The 16165-nt window shown below is 44.2% G+C and carries 14 protein-coding genes; 8 read left to right on the top strand and 6 right to left on the bottom strand.

The window, feature by feature from the left end; genetic code table 11:
- Positions 1-138 precede the first annotated feature (138 nt).
- Positions 139-2430 (bottom strand): T9SS type A sorting domain-containing protein, encoded by a 2292-nt coding sequence (locus tag HRU80_02690; protein ID QOJ27833.1) that lies wholly within the window; start codon positions 2428-2430, stop codon positions 139-141.
- Positions 2431-3117: 687 nt separating this feature from the next.
- On the opposite strand from HRU80_02690, the gene HRU80_02685 reads away from it, so the two are divergent.
- From HRU80_02685 to HRU80_02670, 4 genes are all read left to right on the top strand, one after another.
- Positions 3118-4008 (top strand): rhodanese-related sulfurtransferase, encoded by an 891-nt coding sequence (locus HRU80_02685; GenBank protein ID QOJ27832.1) that lies wholly within the window; start codon positions 3118-3120, stop codon positions 4006-4008.
- Complete coding sequence (locus tag HRU80_02680) at positions 3968-4546, top strand: hypothetical protein (GenBank protein ID QOJ27831.1); 579 nt, start codon at positions 3968-3970, stop codon at positions 4544-4546. The genes HRU80_02685 and HRU80_02680 overlap by 41 nt, the downstream gene beginning before the upstream one ends.
- 11 nt (positions 4547-4557) lie before the next feature.
- A complete protein-coding gene (locus HRU80_02675) occupies positions 4558-5397 on the top strand; it encodes a TonB family protein (GenBank protein ID QOJ27830.1) in 840 nt (279 codons plus the stop codon).
- A gap of 260 nt (positions 5398-5657) precedes the next feature.
- Positions 5658-7178, top strand: coding sequence for a MarR family transcriptional regulator (locus tag HRU80_02670; protein ID QOJ27829.1), 1521 nt, complete (start codon positions 5658-5660; stop codon positions 7176-7178).
- A 58-nt stretch (positions 7179-7236) separates the two neighbouring features.
- On the opposite strand, the gene HRU80_02665 is transcribed toward HRU80_02670, so the two are convergent.
- Entirely contained in the window at positions 7237-7947 is a 711-nt protein-coding gene (locus HRU80_02665; protein QOJ27828.1) for a YebC/PmpR family DNA-binding transcriptional regulator, read from the bottom strand.
- A 213-nt stretch (positions 7948-8160) separates the two neighbouring features.
- On the opposite strand from HRU80_02665, the gene HRU80_02660 reads away from it, so the two are divergent.
- The 3 genes from HRU80_02660 (at position 8161) to HRU80_02650 (ending at position 9664) form a co-directional block, all read left to right on the top strand.
- Positions 8161-8520, top strand: coding sequence for a cyclic nucleotide-binding domain-containing protein (locus HRU80_02660; protein ID QOJ27827.1), 360 nt, complete (start codon positions 8161-8163; stop codon positions 8518-8520).
- 320 nt (positions 8521-8840) lie between these two features.
- A complete protein-coding gene (locus HRU80_02655) occupies positions 8841-9212 on the top strand; it encodes a cyclic nucleotide-binding domain-containing protein (GenBank protein QOJ27826.1) in 372 nt (123 codons plus the stop codon).
- Positions 9213-9298: 86 nt separating this feature from the next.
- Positions 9299-9664, top strand: coding sequence for a cyclic nucleotide-binding domain-containing protein (locus HRU80_02650; protein ID QOJ27825.1), 366 nt, complete (start codon positions 9299-9301; stop codon positions 9662-9664).
- 113 nt (positions 9665-9777) lie between these two features.
- Here HRU80_02650 and HRU80_02645 read toward each other — a convergent pair whose 3' ends face one another.
- Positions 9778-11805: an acetate--CoA ligase family protein gene (locus tag HRU80_02645; protein QOJ27824.1), complete on the bottom strand. Its 2028-nt coding sequence runs from the start codon at positions 11803-11805 to the stop codon at positions 9778-9780.
- Between the two features lie 117 nt (positions 11806-11922).
- Between HRU80_02645 and HRU80_02640 the strand changes: the two genes are divergently transcribed.
- Complete coding sequence (locus HRU80_02640; protein ID QOJ27823.1) at positions 11923-12441, top strand: DUF1648 domain-containing protein; 519 nt, start codon at positions 11923-11925, stop codon at positions 12439-12441.
- A 531-nt stretch (positions 12442-12972) separates the two neighbouring features.
- Here HRU80_02640 and HRU80_02635 read toward each other — a convergent pair.
- From HRU80_02635 to HRU80_02625, 3 genes are all read right to left on the bottom strand, one after another.
- Positions 12973-13902 (bottom strand): hypothetical protein, encoded by a 930-nt coding sequence (locus HRU80_02635; GenBank protein ID QOJ27822.1) that lies wholly within the window; start codon positions 13900-13902, stop codon positions 12973-12975.
- Positions 13903-14039: 137 nt separating this feature from the next.
- Positions 14040-14927, bottom strand: a complete 888-nt coding sequence (locus HRU80_02630) for a hypothetical protein (GenBank protein ID QOJ27821.1) — start codon at positions 14925-14927, stop codon at positions 14040-14042.
- Positions 14911-16140 carry a hypothetical protein gene (locus tag HRU80_02625; GenBank protein QOJ27820.1) on the bottom strand — a complete coding sequence of 410 codons (1230 nt, stop codon included), beginning with the start codon at positions 16138-16140 and terminating at the stop codon, positions 14911-14913. The genes HRU80_02630 and HRU80_02625 overlap by 17 nt, the downstream gene beginning before the upstream one ends.
- Positions 16141-16165 lie beyond the last annotated feature (25 nt).

The raw sequence follows: 16165 nt of genomic DNA, 5'->3' as shown, positions 1-16165 counted from the left end.
CCCGCGCAATAGCACAAAGGATAAGTTAAGCAATATATATTTCCCCCATTACTAATTCCTAATTACTAACTACTAATTAAAAAAGGCCGCCACCTGCATTGCTGCAGATAACGGCCTTTTATTTTTAGAGGTTTTCTCTTACTTAACCAGCATCAGTTTTTTAACTGAGCTGAATTCACCTGCTGACAGGCGGTAGAGATATACTCCAGTTGCAAGGTTTGATGCATTCAGCAGATACTGATGATATCCGGCTGAAAGATCACCGTCAATAAGAGTTGCAACTTTTTCTCCGGTTACCGAGTAAAGCTCAAGCAGAACTCGTGCGTCAGCCGGAATGCCGAATTTAATAGTTGTGCTCGGGTTAAACGGATTCGGATAGTTCTGGCTCAGTGAGAACTCAGTCGGAACACTTAAATCAGCTGAAACTTCAGAAGAATAATTTACGCTACCGTCAAAGTCAACCTGTTTCAGACGGTAGTAAACCGTACCGGTACCTGCATTGATATCGGTATAGCTGTACTGAACCGGTTGAGCAGAGGTGCCTGCACCGGTGAGACGTGCGATTGATTCAAACGAAGTGTTTTCCGTTCTCTTTTCAACCTCAAAGTATGAGTTGTTGGTTTCGGTTTTGGTTTCCCAGCTAAGGATAACAGAGTTACCGCTGGCAGCTGCTTTGAAAGAAACCAGTTCAACCGGAATAAAACCAGGGAACTCGTGTGCTCCGATTTCCGGAATGGTATCACGCATATTGCCGTCAATATCCATGGTAATTCCGGCCAGTGCTGTTCCTTTGCCAACCACTGGTGACGTGTTAGCGGAAAGGTGCAGATCCGTTGATGAAACAAACAACGGGTTAGCGCTGATACTGTTTGCATCCTGCGAAGAAGCAGTCTGCCACTGTGCCAGAGTCTGCGTTGCTGCAGTGTTCCAGAACCCGACGTTTCCGTTTGTGGCATCCGCATAGTAGAAGTCGTTATTGTCTGAGGTCAGCGTTCCGAGTGCGCCGACTCTGCTAATGCAGTAAGCGGCAAAATCAACCACTGCATTGTGAACAATGTTGTTCTTTACCGTGTTATTGCCGTCCGTGAAATACATACCGCTGTAGGAAACCGTTCCGCCTGCCAGAATGTCAGTCATATATATTGAGTTGAATGAAGCATTCAGGGTGGCGTTTGCAGAACCGTTTCTGATGCCGCGTACATACGCAACGGGATTTGCAGCAGTGAGCTCAAATCCGTAAATGAAGTTGTTATAGACGTTATAGGTTCCGAAGGATTCAATGCTGATGGCGGTATTGCCGAAGCCGGTGCCGTTGGTCATTGATGATACTTTGGAGATTTTATTATTGTAGATGTTTACTACTGAGTTCGTGTCAACATCCACTGCATAGATTGCCTCGTTCGTGGTATTGGCAGCAATATTCTGATTCAGAACAATGTTGTTACCGATGATATCGTGGCTTCCCGCGCGGTAGAGAGCGATTGCTCTTCTTTTGCCTTCAATCAGGTTGTTCTTAAGAGTGATGTTATACGGATACGTTACCGGAAGCGGGGTTCCCGTCTGATAAACACCGTATGCCTGCACGTTTTGAGCAACGCCGTCAAAATTAGCGCTTATGTGGTTATTTTCGAACAGGATATCGTGCGGAACGCGGTCAGCGCCAAGGTAATTGCGATGACGTACCATAACAGCGCCTGCAAAAAGGTTGCCGACAGTGCTTACGGTCTGTGTTTTATAATGGATGTTGGTATTTTTAATTATCACATCTGAAACATCGCCCACAATAACCAGCGGTATAGCATTACGCTGTGAGTTTGTGGCAGACTGCAATGTGAGGTCGCGGGTTGTTCCGCCGGCAGTATTTGAACCGTCAATAATGATATTGCGTGTGGTTCTCATGCTGTCCCATGAAATATTTCCGCGGCCGGGGATTCCTATAACAAACGCGCCTGATGGGCCGCTGTTAAGGTCAGTCGGATAATTGAAGGTAATAACGGGCTGAACACCGGTATAGGGCTTAAAGGTAATGGTATATGGACCCGGGTCAACGGCAAGTCCGATACCGCGGTTGTCACTATAGGGCTCAGTGATATTGCTGGTTATGTAGAAGATACAGTCTCCTGCAATCGGGTTTGAGCTGATGGTATCAAGAGCGGCTCTGAATGACGGGAAATGCGGGTCACTTCCGCCCGGACCTGAACCGGCAGCGCCAACATAATATATACCCTGCAGATTAGCCAAGGGGACCTCGTTTTGTGAATGGCTTGCCACTAATGAACCATTTGAGTTGAGACCTGTTGTAGAGGTCTGGATGGTCGGATTTTCGTCCTTAGATGCTTTGATTATTTTGTCGCCGGTAAGTGCCTGCGAAAAACCAGCAGAAGCAAAAGAGAAGAAAACCACAAAGAGGAGAAGTATCTTTTTGTCCATACATCTTTCCTGGATTAGTTGATGAAAATAGTTTTATGCTGTTTAATAATTCTACAATTCCGGCTAAAAATTATCAAATTATCCTGAAAAAACCTATTGGAATATCCGCTTGCTATTTGCGGTGATTCCGTGGTCATCTCTTCTCCTTAGCACCAATGAACACCCAAAAAACTTAATCCCCTTCGTATTACTTCCCTCATCTGAAAAAGCTGTTAACAAACGGATGATGCAGATGAGTTTTAATATGGTCAGAACGGGAGTTCTCTCTACAGTACTTTTTCAATGGTGCACTATTTATCCGATCCGTCTTAATCCGCGTCCCCCCTCCCCGGTGTCCAAGCGAAGTCAAAGACACATCTCTCCGGTCCCCCCGGTGTCCGAGTGCAGTCGAGAACACATCTCTCCGATCTCCCCTAGTGTCCGAGCGGAGTCGAGGACACATCTCTCCGGTCCCCCCGGTGTCCGAGCGCAGTCGAGGACACCCCTTCTGTTGTCCAAGCAAAGTCAAGGACACATCCCCCGTTCCCTCGACTCCGCTCGGGAACCATCCCTCGGCTCTCTTCCGGTGTCCGAGCGGAGTCGAGGACACCTCCTTCCTCTACATTGCAAATTGTCCATTGCTAATTGTACATATAATTATGCCTGCTTTTCGTAATTTTGGGCTTTCTGTGTTATAATTTTCCCTGAATGAGCAACAATTTCCGCATAATTTCCTTTTATAAATTCGCCCGGCTGGATAATCCCGAAAGTTTTCTTGAAGACCATCTTCAGTATTGCCATTACCACGGTCTTAAAGGAAAGGTCTATGTTTCTCACGAGGGTATTAATGGCAATATCACCGGACGCGTTTCCGCCGTGGAAAACTACAAAGCCTACCTGAAACACTTTCCTCAGTTCCATGACATCTGGTTTAAGGAGTCTGAGTGCCGGGATTATGCCTTCAAAAAAATGCACGTCCGGCTTAAAAAAGAGCTGATTCACATGGGAGTTGATGACATCAATCCGGCTGAAGGGGGCAAACGCCTCAAACCGTCAGAACTGGTAGCCATGTATGACCGCGGGGAGGATTTCATTATCGTGGATACCCGCAATACCTACGAGGCGCGCATTGGCCACTTTAAAAACGCAATCATTCCGGAAATGGAAAACTTCCGTGAATGGCCCCGGGTGGTTGAGGAGCTTGAGCAGTATAAAGATAAAGCTATCGTGACTTATTGCACCGGAGGCATCCGCTGCGAAAAAGCAACCGCGTATATGGTGCAGAAGGGTTTTAAGAATGTTTATCAGATTGACGGCGGTATCCTCAATTTTATTCAGCAGTACCCTGATACCTACTGGCAGGGGGGAATGTTTGTTTTTGATGACAGAAAAGTGGTTGAGCCAAACTCAAAGGAAGAATTAAAATATACTGCAGTCTGCCACCATTGCGGCACCCCGACAGCGTATTATATTAACTGCCACAACCTTGCCTGCGATAAAATTTTTGTGGTGTGCAAATCCTGCCGGGATGAACACCATCACTGCTGCTCCCCTGAGTGTGAAGCATCACCGCACAAACGGCCCCGCAAATACGACTGATATATACGCAACAGAAGAGCGGAAGACCATGATAACTGAAGGTTCAAAAACACACACCGGGTGGGATGAAATAAAGCGCTGGATCCCTTCGCTGCTGTTCCTTCCAGCGGCTATCTATTTTCTTTCAGAACGCTCTTATACGTACATAGACTATTTCCATCTGATCGTGCATGAAGCGGGACATGTTTTGCTTGGCTTTTTCGGCGATCTGGTTATGTTTCTTGGCGGCACCCTTATGCAGATTATCGTCCCCCTGCTGCTGATTATCTTTTTCTATGTTAACTATATGCGGGTGCTATTTCAGGTTTCCATGTTTCTGCTCGGGCATTCATTCATCAATATCAGCATTTATGCCGCTGATGCTAAAACAATGAAACTTGAACTCTTCGGCCCGCCGAATGTTCAGCATGACTGGAACTGGATTCTCCGCTATTTTGATGTTTTGGATTATGCTCCTGAAATTGCCCTCTTCTTTACCGTTATGGCAGTAATTGCATTCATATTAACGGTACTTGCTCCCCTCTATATAAACGACTGATGGTTTTTTTATTGTCTCTCAGGATTTTCACCGGCCGTATAACCGGCTTCTCCTTCTTTTGTCTCCTTTTGTTCACGGGTGTTCTTCACGCCCAGTCAGATACCGTATATACCTGGTTTGAAGACGGCACTGTTTCCTCCCGTATAATCCTGACTAACGGATTGCGCGAAGGGGAAGCGGTGTTCTACTACCCCGGAGGACGTATCAGGGAAAGCGTCACCTATCAGGCAGGTCGAGTGGAAGGGGCTGTTAACCGCTATTATGAAAACGGACAGCTAAAGGAGTTTTTTAACATTCAGAAAGGGAAACTTGAGGGGCCAAAAACCGCGTTTGACAGCACCGGAAAAATCATCTATGATTATTTTTACAGTGAGGGAGTCAGGCAGAAAGATGAACCGGTATATATAGCAGAGGAGCCCTCCGTAACGGAGGATGAGGTAACCATCCCCGTCTTAAAAGAAGGAACGGTTATTCCCCCTGTCCGGCAGATTGAAACCCGCCCTGTGCATAATACACCCTCGCTTACTCACCGTTTTAACCTGGTCGCCGAAGATGATCCCGCATTTTTCCTGACTGCTGATGTTCCTCCCGAACCGGTCGGCGGTATATATGCCATACAGAACAAGCGCGTATATCCGGAATCGGCAAAGAAGAAAGGCATTACCGGAACGGTTGAGGTACGCGTACTGATAGACCGGAATGGAGAAGCCGTGCATGCTGAGGTCATAAAGGGAATTGGCGGCGGATGTGATGAGGCAGCGCAGATTGCAGTTTATTATGCCCGCTACCTCCCGGCACGCATTAACGAAAAGCCGGTTAATTCATTGATGATTATACCGGTAGAATTTTAATGTAATGAAGAATTAATAATGAATAATTCTTAGCATCTGATTCTTAACTTTTTGTCCCTCTTTTCTCTGCTGGTCTTTATGTTCTTTATATCCCTGCTATTCTTAAAACCCCTCAAAGGGCTGGGTTAAAGTCAAACCCGGCCCAATTCATAATTCATACTTCATAATTCATACGCTGGCGTAGCCAGAACCAAAATGGTAAGCGAACAAATTCATGGGAATTTTCGTAATATAGAGAACTCAATTGCAAAAGGATTCTCATGTTCTCGGCTTTTCTGGAAAAATATAAAGACAATATTCTCGGTGTTGTAAGTTGTTTTGACCGGATTATTATCAGTGGAACAATGCCAGGCTGGAGATATCCGGGAGCAATGAAATTTTTTTTGCTCAAACACAAGATCAAGTTTGTGGACTATACGAAATTTGCTAAATCCGTCCGTGATAAAATTAATGCACAAATGGAGACTCTTAGTGCAAAAACCCGGGTTCCTATTGTCTATATCAGGAGTCCGAGACTGGTCAACAAAGAAAATACAGTCAAAAAAATCATTTCTGAAAAGAACCTCAAGCAAGGCATTGTTGCGATTTTCTCAATTATGGAATCTTGCGACGGATATCAGACCACCTGGAACAAGATCACTCATACCGGAGATGTTCGTGCGCGATCCTCAAAATGCCTGCATTATTATTTGTATTTCTTAGATAAATATCTTGGACTTTGCTTTATTCGTATTCCTACCTGGCTGCCTTGCAAAGTTCAGTTGTATTTTAACGGTCATAATCTTCTGGCTTATAAACTCCGTAAGAACCGGATCATGTATATTCTTCAGGATAATGTCTTTACCTACCTAAGTGATTTTCAGAAAGCACAAAAACTCAGTGATAAAATCAGTGCAGGTAATTTACACTCCGGGCTGAAAGCATTTATGCGGCGATATCTCCCGGTTTTTGCCGAATATCGCCAGTGGCCGGAGTGGACTTTTACTCAGGCAGAATATGCCACCGATATTGTCTTCAAGGACAAGCATCGAATGAAACATCTTTACGACGAATTAATCCTCAGATGTATTCATTTGGTCAAACCAGGTAACATAGCTACCTTTTTTAACCGGTCGCTTGCTGCTCATTATGAACAGGAAGTCACTACTCATTATAATAAAATGATTCATGGAACTCGCGTTAAGCACGCTATTGGTGCAAATAGTGTTAAAATGTATGATAAAGCTCCAGGAGTTCTCCGCATTGAGACGACGGTGAATAATATCAAAGCATTTAGAATCTATCGCATGGTGAAAACCTGTCAAGGAACAATCACCTGGAAAAAAGCAGAGATGAAAAAGAGTATTTACAGTATCCATCCGCTCAGGAAAGAGTGTACAGCGGTAAACAGCAGATACCTTGATTTTCTTGCCTCCTTCGATGATACCTCAGCCGGTAGAATGAATTTAGAACAACTCAGCAATCCCCTCAAAGATAATGGCCGCTCAGTTAAAGGGATAAACTTCTTTGACAAGCAGGAACAGGATGTGCTTATTGCTGTTCATTGTGGGAGTAATACCCTCAATGGAATCAGAAACAAAACCTTGCGTAAGAATCTCGGTGATAACTACAGTTCTGCAAAAGTATCACGTATACTAACTCGACTGAGAAAACACAACCTTATAGAAAAAGTGCCGAATACCCATTGTTACCATTTAACAAAACTGGGACTCAGCACTATTCCTTGTGGTCTTTATATACGCGAATTAGAGTTACCGGCTATTCTCAGTAAAGTTGCCTAAACTCATATAATTTTTCTTTCACTTTTGCGAAGAATTTTACTCGTTATCTAATAATTCATCACGCCATATTGTGATACACCGCCTGAACATCATCATCCTCTTCGAGGGCTTCAATCAGGTCGTTTACGTCCTTCTGCTGTTCTTCGGTGAGTTCCTTGGTGTTTCCCGGTATATACTGCAGTTCTGTGCTGCTTACTTCAATGCCTTTTTCTTCCAGAGCTTTCTGCATGTTTCCGAAATCCTGGAACGCGCAGTAGAGATAGAGATTCTCCTCGTCCCCGGTCAGATCATCCAGTCCGTGGTCAATCATTTCCAGTTCAAATTCGTCAATATCCTTTATAACGCTCTGCTTGATGGTAAAGAGTCCCTTGCGCTCAAACATAAATGCTATTGAGCCGGAGTTACCCAGAGTTCCTTCATATTCCCTGAAATGATGGCGCACATTGGCAACGGTTCTGGTGGTGTTGTCGGTTGCAGTTTCAACAATGACGGCTATGCCGTGTGGACCGTATCCTTCATAAACCACTTCCTGATAGCCGGAGGTATCCTTGCTCATTGCCCGTTTGATTGCCGCTTCAACACGGTCTTTGGGCATATTCACTGACTTAGCGTTCTGCATGGCAATGCGGAGGCGGGGGTTTCCCTTGACGTCCGGCCCGCCGGCTTTAACAGCTATTTCAATTTCTTTTCTGATCCGGTTAAACGCTTTGGACATCTTGGCAAAGCGTGCAAACATCTTATATTTTCTTTTTTCGAATATGCGGCCCATTGGGTAATCTTGTCTTAATTTCTGAAAAATATGGTGCAAAGATACGGAAAACGCCTGAATTTTTCCGTAAACGTCGTTTTTTGAGGGCGGATCAGGATGTGACGGGGGCACGCCTGACCACACACGATAGGTAAATGACTAATTATTCCCCTTAATACTGAAATCTGAATTGCTTATTTTGCCACCTTTTTATAATTATTCTAGGAAACCAGGATGAAGAAACTGGACAAAGGCCAGATCCTCATAAAGGAAGGCGCCGTTGAAAAGCAGTTTTATGTAGTTATGAGAGGAAGATTCGGCGTCTATAAAAACGGCAAAGAGCTTCTTCAGATAGACACGGAAGGATCAACCATCGGAGAACTGAGCGGCATTCTTCAGACGCCCCGCAGCGCTACGGTCATCGCGCTGGAAGAATCCACCGTAATTGATATTGACGCTGAACCGGAAAGACTGATGAAAGAACATCCGGATATTGCCATGGGCATCATGCTTGATCTGGCAAAGCGCGTGCTTGCCACTACGGAAAAATACGCCGAGCTGACCGAAGTTTTCGAATATACGCTCCGTAAATAGCCGGTATATATACAGCATTTATCTTTTTGCCCGGCTGACTGCCAGGCCGGGCACATCTTTTCTCTCCGATAGTTTCCCGCACCGTTTGTTGCTCTGACCATCAGTCCTCCTCCCCCGGCTTCGGTGAACGATTACTCTTCCGGTTAAGCGATTTACAGCCCTGTAATTATTTTTTCTGCTCATCATATTTTTGTCACGCCTTTGGGTTTCATCTGTATATTGCATTGTAGTGTATGGATGCTGCGCCTCTTTTTTACTCCGCACCGTACGCAAAACACACTTCATCAACAGGTATACTTTTAACATTACTGCACTGCCGTATGAATCTCAGCTTTAAGACCGGAGATATTCTCATCCGCGAAGGCGCGCTTGAGAAAGACTTATATATACTCAATTCAGGAACGCTCGCCATTTTTAAAAACGGAAAATACGTCACAGAAATCACGAAGCCGGGCTCCATCATCGGGGAACTGAGCGGTATTCTGCGCAAACCCCGCACGGCTACCGTTATTGCGCTGAGTGAAGTTTCCGTTACCAGAGTTGAGGGGGATGCAAATGTAATCGTGAAAAAGAACCCCGAACTGGCAGCAACTCTTGTGTTTAATCTTGCCGAACGGCTGGAAAACACCACCGCCCGCTTTGCCCGGAGCGAACAGCACACCGAGGCAGTCCCCGTTTTTTCCAGAAGATGAACCGCGGTTATTTTATCTCTCCTCCCCTCTGCTGTTTTGCGTATTCGGATTCATTGTATTTTTGTGTTGCATAGTATGAAGGTTTTATGAAGGAATTCGCTGAAGGAAGAGTAATTGTTAAGGAGGGTGAGGTCGGAGATGAGTTTTATATACTGGTTTCCGGAAGGGTCGGAGTGTTTAAAAACGGCAAAAAACTGGCTGAAATTTCAGCCGAGGGTTCAACAATCGGTGAGCTGAGCGGCATCCTTTCTATGCCCAGAACCGCGACTGTCATGGCACTTGAGGATTCCACAATCCTCGAAGTTACCGCTGATCTTGATCAGCTCATCAGAGAAAATCCCGTTCTCACTAAAAAAATCCTCTACCACATGGCCGAGCGGCTTACCTCCACCACCCAAAAACTGGCTGAATACAGCGAAGTTTTTGAGTTCGTAAGTAAAAAGCAGCGATAGCACTTTTACCGGACAGACCACACCCCGGCAGCATTACCTTAGAACAAGGCTGCTGCTTCTTACCCGGATGATCTGACCTGACGGGCAAAGCGTTTTTCCCCTGTCTCTCTGGCTTATTCCCCCGCAATCCTTATTCTCATATCAACAACTACGTTTTTTCCCTCCGGGGTGACGATAAGCGGATTGAGATCGAACTCCTGAATCTGCGGATAGTCAAGCAGCATTTGGGCTGCGTTTTTGATGACTGCGGCAACCGCCTGCAAATCCGCCGGCTTTTCTCCCCGAACTCCCTTAAGAAGCCTGCATATTTTAGTCTCCTCCATCATTGCGGTGATATCTTCGCCGCTCAGGCAGGCATGACGCAAAGCTGTATCGTTATAAACCTCAACATACTTGCCGCCGCTGCCGAACATGATCACCGGCCCGAATGAAGGGTCCCGGAAGCCGCCAATCAGCAGCTCAAACCGTGTCTGCAGATACGGCTGAATTTCAAATGATACAATGCCGGGCGCCGTGGCTTTCATTTCCTTCATCACGGAAACAGCTTCTTCCTCTGTACGGATATTAAGCCGTACCAGATTTTTTTCCGATTTATGCGTCTCTCCCGGTGCAATTCCTTTTATCACCAGAGGATATGATATATACTCGGGAATTGAAGCCCCCGGCGCTATCCACGCTGATGAAATCACCGGCAGTCCGTACTCCTTTGCAAGAGATGCTGTCTTCTCCGGAGACAGCCATCTTTCCGGCTCTGCTATCTTTTTCACTTTCCCCTCAAGCCGTTCAGCCTCGCTGAACCTGTTATAGCTGAGCAGATTCGCAAGCACTCTGGCCGGCTCTTCTGCGGTTCTGAAATAGGGCTTGCCCTCCGGATACGCATTTTTATAATTCTGATGGAACTCAGGCAGAGGCATCACAACCTGTACCACCGGCTTTGGGGAGTTAACCGTATATACCGAACTCACCACCGGCAGCGCGGGTACCATGACCGGCTCCACAAAAATTGAGACCACCGCGTCAACTTCTTCATCCTGCGCCAGCAGATCTGCTGCGCGGGTATACTGTTCTGCCGTGCCCCCCGGAAGAAGATCGACGGGATTATTTACGCTTCCTTCAGGGTGGACAAACCCCCGCAGTTTTTCTTTTGTGGGCTCGGTCAGACGGGCGAGTGTGAGTCCCTGCTTTTCCAGTTCATCAACGCAAAGGATGGCCGGACCTCCGGCATTGGTAAGTACCGCAACCCGGTTACCCGCCGGCAGGGGGAACCGCTCATATATACTCACCGTATTAAACATCTCCTGCACGGTATCAGCCCGCAGGAAACCAAACTGTTTCAGCAGTGCGTCCACCACCCGCTCACTGCTGCCGAGCGCTCCGGTGTGAGAGGAAGCAGCTTTCATTCCGCTTCCGGTTCTTCCCGCCTTAACCACCACGACCGGCTTGCGGCTTTTTGTTTTCCGGTATATATCAAGAAACCGCGCGCCGTCCACAAAACTCTCCAGATACATGGCTACGGCAGAAATGCTCTTTTCTTCAAGCCAGTATTCAAGCAAATCATTTTCATTCACATCGGCTTTATTCCCCACGCTGATGAAGTGCCCGAAGGAAATACCGCTCTCCCTCAGACCGTTCAGCACCGCGGCTCCGAGCGCGCCGGACTGCGAAAGAAATCCCGCCCTGGCTTCACGCGGTTTTTCTGCGACAAACGTTGCGTTCAGTTTTATCTCCGCTGAGGTGTTGATGATACCCATACAGTTCGGACCAACCATTCTCATTCCCTGAGAACGGATATACTCCACTAATTCTTTTTCTGCCTGCTGTCCCGCTTCACCGGTTTCCTTAAATCCTGCGGTAATCAGAATAATGCTCTTCACTCCTTTGGCCGCCAGCGAGGCAATTGTTTCCCTCACGAAGGCCTTCGGCACCACGATGATGGCAAGGTCAACCGCCTCAGGTATAGCTTCAATTGAGGGGAAGCACTTATAGCCGAGGATCTCATCCGCCTTCGGGTTAACCGGATAGAGGGTGCCGGTGTAGTTATATTCCTTAATGGAGCGGAGGAGTTCATAGCCGATGGATTTTTCCTTTGAGGAGGCGCCTGCCACACAGAGAGTGCGGGGATAAAAGAATCTGGTAAACATAGTTTCTGATTAATGGATAAAAGGAAAATATATTCATCTTTTATGCCAGAGGAATTTCGGGCCGGTCATCCGATTTTTATTGAAAAATAACCCTTTTTTGTGCAGATTTCGGGTATTATGCTAAAAAATATCTTTTCCAAAAGTAATCAGCCGAAGCTTGATCTTCCGATAAACGAGAAAGAGAAGTTTACGGCAATAGCCGGATGGCTGATGCTGACCGGCATGCTGGTTTATACCGGGGTGAGTTTCGGATCACTGCCGGAGAGCATCCCCACCCACTTTGGGCCTTCGGGCACACCGGATGATTTTGGCGGCAAGTGGTCCATCTGGATAATGCCCCTGATAGCATTTCTGCTTACGGCAATGCTGACTCTGCTCACGCGGTATCCCCACACCTTTAACTATCTGATAACCATCACGCCTGAAAACGCGGAGTACCAGTACCGCCTGGCAAGGATGCTGTTATACTGGCTCACCATTTTTATAAACCTCCTGTTTTCCCTCATTCAGCACAGCACCATACAGGTAGCCTTCGGGCAGAGCGAGGGACTGGATATGTACACCATGATCTTCGCTATGCTCGGAAACCTGGTGATACTGATTGTTTATCTGATCAAATCAGGACAGGGGAAATAATCAATGTACAATGAACAATTTACAATGTACAGCTAAATATATATCAATATATTAAACCTGTAGAGACGATGCAATCGCCACCACTATTTTTAGCAAACACAAAACCCGTGCGATTGCGTCGTCTCAGGCCCTTATAAATTACATCCATCATCCAGGACCGCGCACACCAGCATATTCTTCCCTGAGACGACGCAAACACAACAATCCCTTTACAATAAAAATCCGAAAAGTGTTTGCATCGTCTCTACACCGAACCCCAACCCCACAGGTATACATATTAATTGTGATGATATATCCCCATCCGTAAAGACGATGCAATCGCCAACACGATTTTTCATAAATACAAAACCTTTGCGATTGCGTCGTCTGAAACCCACACAATACAATTATCGTATATATTCCCCACCATCCCGTTTCCAACCCCGCAGGGGTGACATATTAATAACAACACAAACCTAACCATCCCCAAAACCCCGTAGGGGTGACATAATGATAGCACGTCAAGGAAAATCTCCCGCATGCTTTCACACATCAATTAATTTGAAAACTCACATAACCCATCAACTCTTTCAAATCCTTCGCGCCGGATAATTTGCTATTATTGTTGTAAAATTCCCGGATTCGCTCAATCTTTGGTTTTACTCCGGGAACCATGTATAAGTGCAGAGCTAGAGAACCAAATAAAATGTTCGCCGTATCAACATCAAACTTCTTGCTCTGATGCATGGCATTATTTCGATAATTATTTACCTTGTAGCCAAATTTTGAAATGGGAGATGCTGAATGAGCCACAATCTTATGAAGAGCAGACAATCTATCGTCCCTGGTAAATTTTAAATCATTTTTGTTGATAATGGCTGCAACCGCACGAACATTCTTATCTGCAATCTCTCTGATTTCTTTTTCTGACTTATCTCCCTCGCAAAAAATCTCAAGCGCACGGTGATACATCTGCAAAAGCGACCGGTTTAGGATATGCTCCGCGCCTATCTTTCCCCGGTTCATAAGAAGCATCAGTGTTGTATCAAGATAATTTTCTATCTCAGAGAATATTTGCAGGTTTGCGATCTGGTCTTTGGCAACCGGATGATCTTTAAGATAGTTTTGAATAGTTTTGTTGTTTTCCCAAATGTCCCAAAGAAAAAGGTTTTCCTTAAAATCTTTAATAATCCGCCTGAAGTGAATCTCAAACCATTGCTCCGGATTGTCGATTGACGCATTTTTATCAAATGCATCCGCTACCAAACCACGCTTAACCAGGTCAACAAACACAGGATGCAGCTTAATGGACTTAAACTGCGCACTGAAAGTTAATATTATTGAGAGTTGGCAAATTTGGAATGCTTTTTCAATAATGGAAAAACCGGAGTCTGCCTTGCCCCGGTTTTCATCACCGGTAAAATCAATATCTATAAACTGAATATCAAAATATTCCTTTTGCCTGGCTTTTTCTTCAAGCACCTGGATAGCTGAAGAATATGTGTCTGCTTCGGTAATACTAAACTCCAGATTTTCTTGTTTTCCAAAATCAATAAGACTTTTCTTCAGAATTTCACGGGGATCTTCATAATCATCAGCAATAAAGACAGAAATTGGTTTCATAGTTGAATAACCTTAGGGATGGTTAGGGTAATTCTGGTAAGTTCTTCTTCCGTAACTATAGTAACATCGCGGGATACTTTAAGTATTTCAGTCCACCGCATCACAAGCCGCAGTCCTACTTTTATCGATTTCGCAATGTCGAATGAGCTGTCTGCACTTTTCCCCATAAACCAGTTTCGGTATTTCTCATCCATGATTTTATTGTTCTCAAAAAGAACCTCAAAACTTCTGGGTAATTCTTTAACATGCACTCTCACATGCGGGTTTTCCGCATTTGTGTTGATAAAGGAATTCTTGAGCAGTTCTAAGAAAAGTAAATCAAAAACATTTTTTAATTCAGACGGAATCATCACAAGACACTTCTGTGGAAAATCGGTAGCCACCTTCATTTCACTGTATTGTGCAGCACGGTTTTTATTTCTTGGTCTGAGAACAGATGGCTCATCCTTAATCGCAGTGATATTTTCAGTGAAAATCGGCACAAGGTCAATTTCAACCGGTTCTGCGTTTGAATTTAAAAACTCTCCTTTTCGTATGTGAAGATCCCACAATACAAGTTCGGTATAATTTTTAATTTGCCTTATATGGGTAAAAGCCTTGCTTCTTTCAGGGCTTTCCGGAAGTTCCTTAATTGCGCTTGTCGCAACCATGATGCTGGTATTTATTGCATGGGCAAGTTCATCCATGGCTTCGGTCCAGGTTTCGGTGTTTACGGCTATCTGCTTGTCTTGCAGGATACTATTTTGACTTACCGATACAGCTTTCTTAACTTCAAATTCTTTTTCTTTTAGCAGGTTATTAAGGTTTTGCTCTTTTGACCGAATTTCATTTTTTAATCGTTCATTTTCGCTGCGCAAGTATTCTAATTCATTTGTTTGCTGCATTGTCTGTTTCCTTAACAAACTCTCTCAGAGTCGTGGCGAAAAGATTACCCGGATTGTTTTCTAAGTTGAAGACAGGAGAAAGTTTTTCAAGTATTTCAGGAAAAATTCTTTCTATGTATTCTTCGGTATCAGAATAAAAAGTAACTTCTAAGTTTTTCGTCATCCATTCAGTTGCCTTATCCGAGTCACCAAGGAAGCTACTTAAAAACCGAAACATTTCTGAATTTCTTAAAATCTCCATTATGTTTCTTTTTCTTGCAAAGAATGTGTTTGGCACTGTCGTTTTTACAATTGACACTATTTTACGTATTTTTACATATTCAACGGCGGTTTGCAGGGGAAAATCTGTGCCGATAAATTTTAAGGCGATTATTCCACTATAACCTTCAGGAAGTTCTTGGTTGAGGTTGATTTTAACAGGATCAGACTTAAGCTCATTCAGAACAAAATCAACATTAACTTTCAAACTAATTTGATCCCCTTCAACATTAAAGTACTTTTCGTTTGCCTTAATAATTTCGAGTATGGTCTTTTTAGAATACGGCTTAGGGAAAATAGAGTGTATTTCTTTACTGTTTAATTTAAAGACAAGTTCTTTAAACGTTGTTTCTGGATTACCACGAAGGATCCTAATTGTCTGAAGTCTGAATCTTTCAATAGAATCTTTATATTCATCGTTTTGTGTCTCATAAATAATGTAATCTTCTACTGAGCTTAATTTTGATGGAATATAAATTGTAAACCTGCTAGAGTCCTTTAAAATTTTCAAAAGTTGATTGTAATTGAGTTTCTCCCAAGATAAAACGCCACTTGCTGATTTAGCACAATAATATACTTCAGTGTTAGTTTTTTCCCATTTATATTTTGTCAAACTACTCGCGCCAATTAGCGTTGATAGGTTTGGCATAAAGAATAATTTAATGTTTTCAATACGATATTTAGATGCTCTGGATAAATTAAATGTTTTGAGCATTGTTAAAAAATATAACTCAAAATCATTTTTTGTCCAATACAATTCATAAAAATTATTGATATGTTTGCCCGTTTTATTCTCTGTGAATATTTCCACCCGTAATTTTACAATTTCTTCATCACATAATATCCTCGAAAGTTTATCCTCGGGATTCAGTAAAATTGATTGTTCGATCTGTTCAAAACTCATCGGCACCCCATATTCCTCTAACACTTTAATTACATCTTCTACTGTAGCCATTTTCTGATTTTTTTCCTTTTTTCTT

The organism is Ignavibacteriales bacterium (genome assembly GCA_015709675.1).
In the GTDB taxonomy this organism is placed as follows: domain Bacteria; phylum Bacteroidota; class Ignavibacteria; order Ignavibacteriales; family Ignavibacteriaceae; genus H2-BAC3.
The sequence above is the reverse complement of the archived record's forward strand: the minus strand, read 5'-3'. Positions and strand labels throughout refer to the sequence as shown.

What these genes read in the sequence shown, in the direction of transcription:
- HRU80_02690 (QOJ27833.1), bottom strand. Translation starts at nt 2,430, where the DNA reads ATGGACAAAAAGATACTTCTCCTCTTTGTGGTTTTCTTCTCTTTTGCT.
- HRU80_02685 (QOJ27832.1), top strand. Translation starts at nt 3,118, where the DNA reads ATGAGCAACAATTTCCGCATAATTTCCTTTTATAAATTCGCCCGGCTG.
- HRU80_02670 (QOJ27829.1), top strand. Translation starts at nt 5,658, where the DNA reads ATGTTCTCGGCTTTTCTGGAAAAATATAAAGACAATATTCTCGGTGTT.
- HRU80_02665 (QOJ27828.1), bottom strand. Translation starts at nt 7,947, where the DNA reads ATGGGCCGCATATTCGAAAAAAGAAAATATAAGATGTTTGCACGCTTT.
- HRU80_02660 (QOJ27827.1), top strand. Translation starts at nt 8,161, where the DNA reads ATGAAGAAACTGGACAAAGGCCAGATCCTCATAAAGGAAGGCGCCGTT.
- HRU80_02655 (QOJ27826.1), top strand. Translation starts at nt 8,841, where the DNA reads ATGAATCTCAGCTTTAAGACCGGAGATATTCTCATCCGCGAAGGCGCG.
- HRU80_02650 (QOJ27825.1), top strand. Translation starts at nt 9,299, where the DNA reads ATGAAGGAATTCGCTGAAGGAAGAGTAATTGTTAAGGAGGGTGAGGTC.
- HRU80_02645 (QOJ27824.1), bottom strand. Translation starts at nt 11,805, where the DNA reads ATGTTTACCAGATTCTTTTATCCCCGCACTCTCTGTGTGGCAGGCGCC.
- HRU80_02640 (QOJ27823.1), top strand. Translation starts at nt 11,923, where the DNA reads ATGCTAAAAAATATCTTTTCCAAAAGTAATCAGCCGAAGCTTGATCTT.
- HRU80_02630 (QOJ27821.1), bottom strand. Translation starts at nt 14,927, where the DNA reads ATGCAGCAAACAAATGAATTAGAATACTTGCGCAGCGAAAATGAACGA.
- HRU80_02625 (QOJ27820.1), bottom strand. Translation starts at nt 16,140, where the DNA reads ATGGCTACAGTAGAAGATGTAATTAAAGTGTTAGAGGAATATGGGGTG.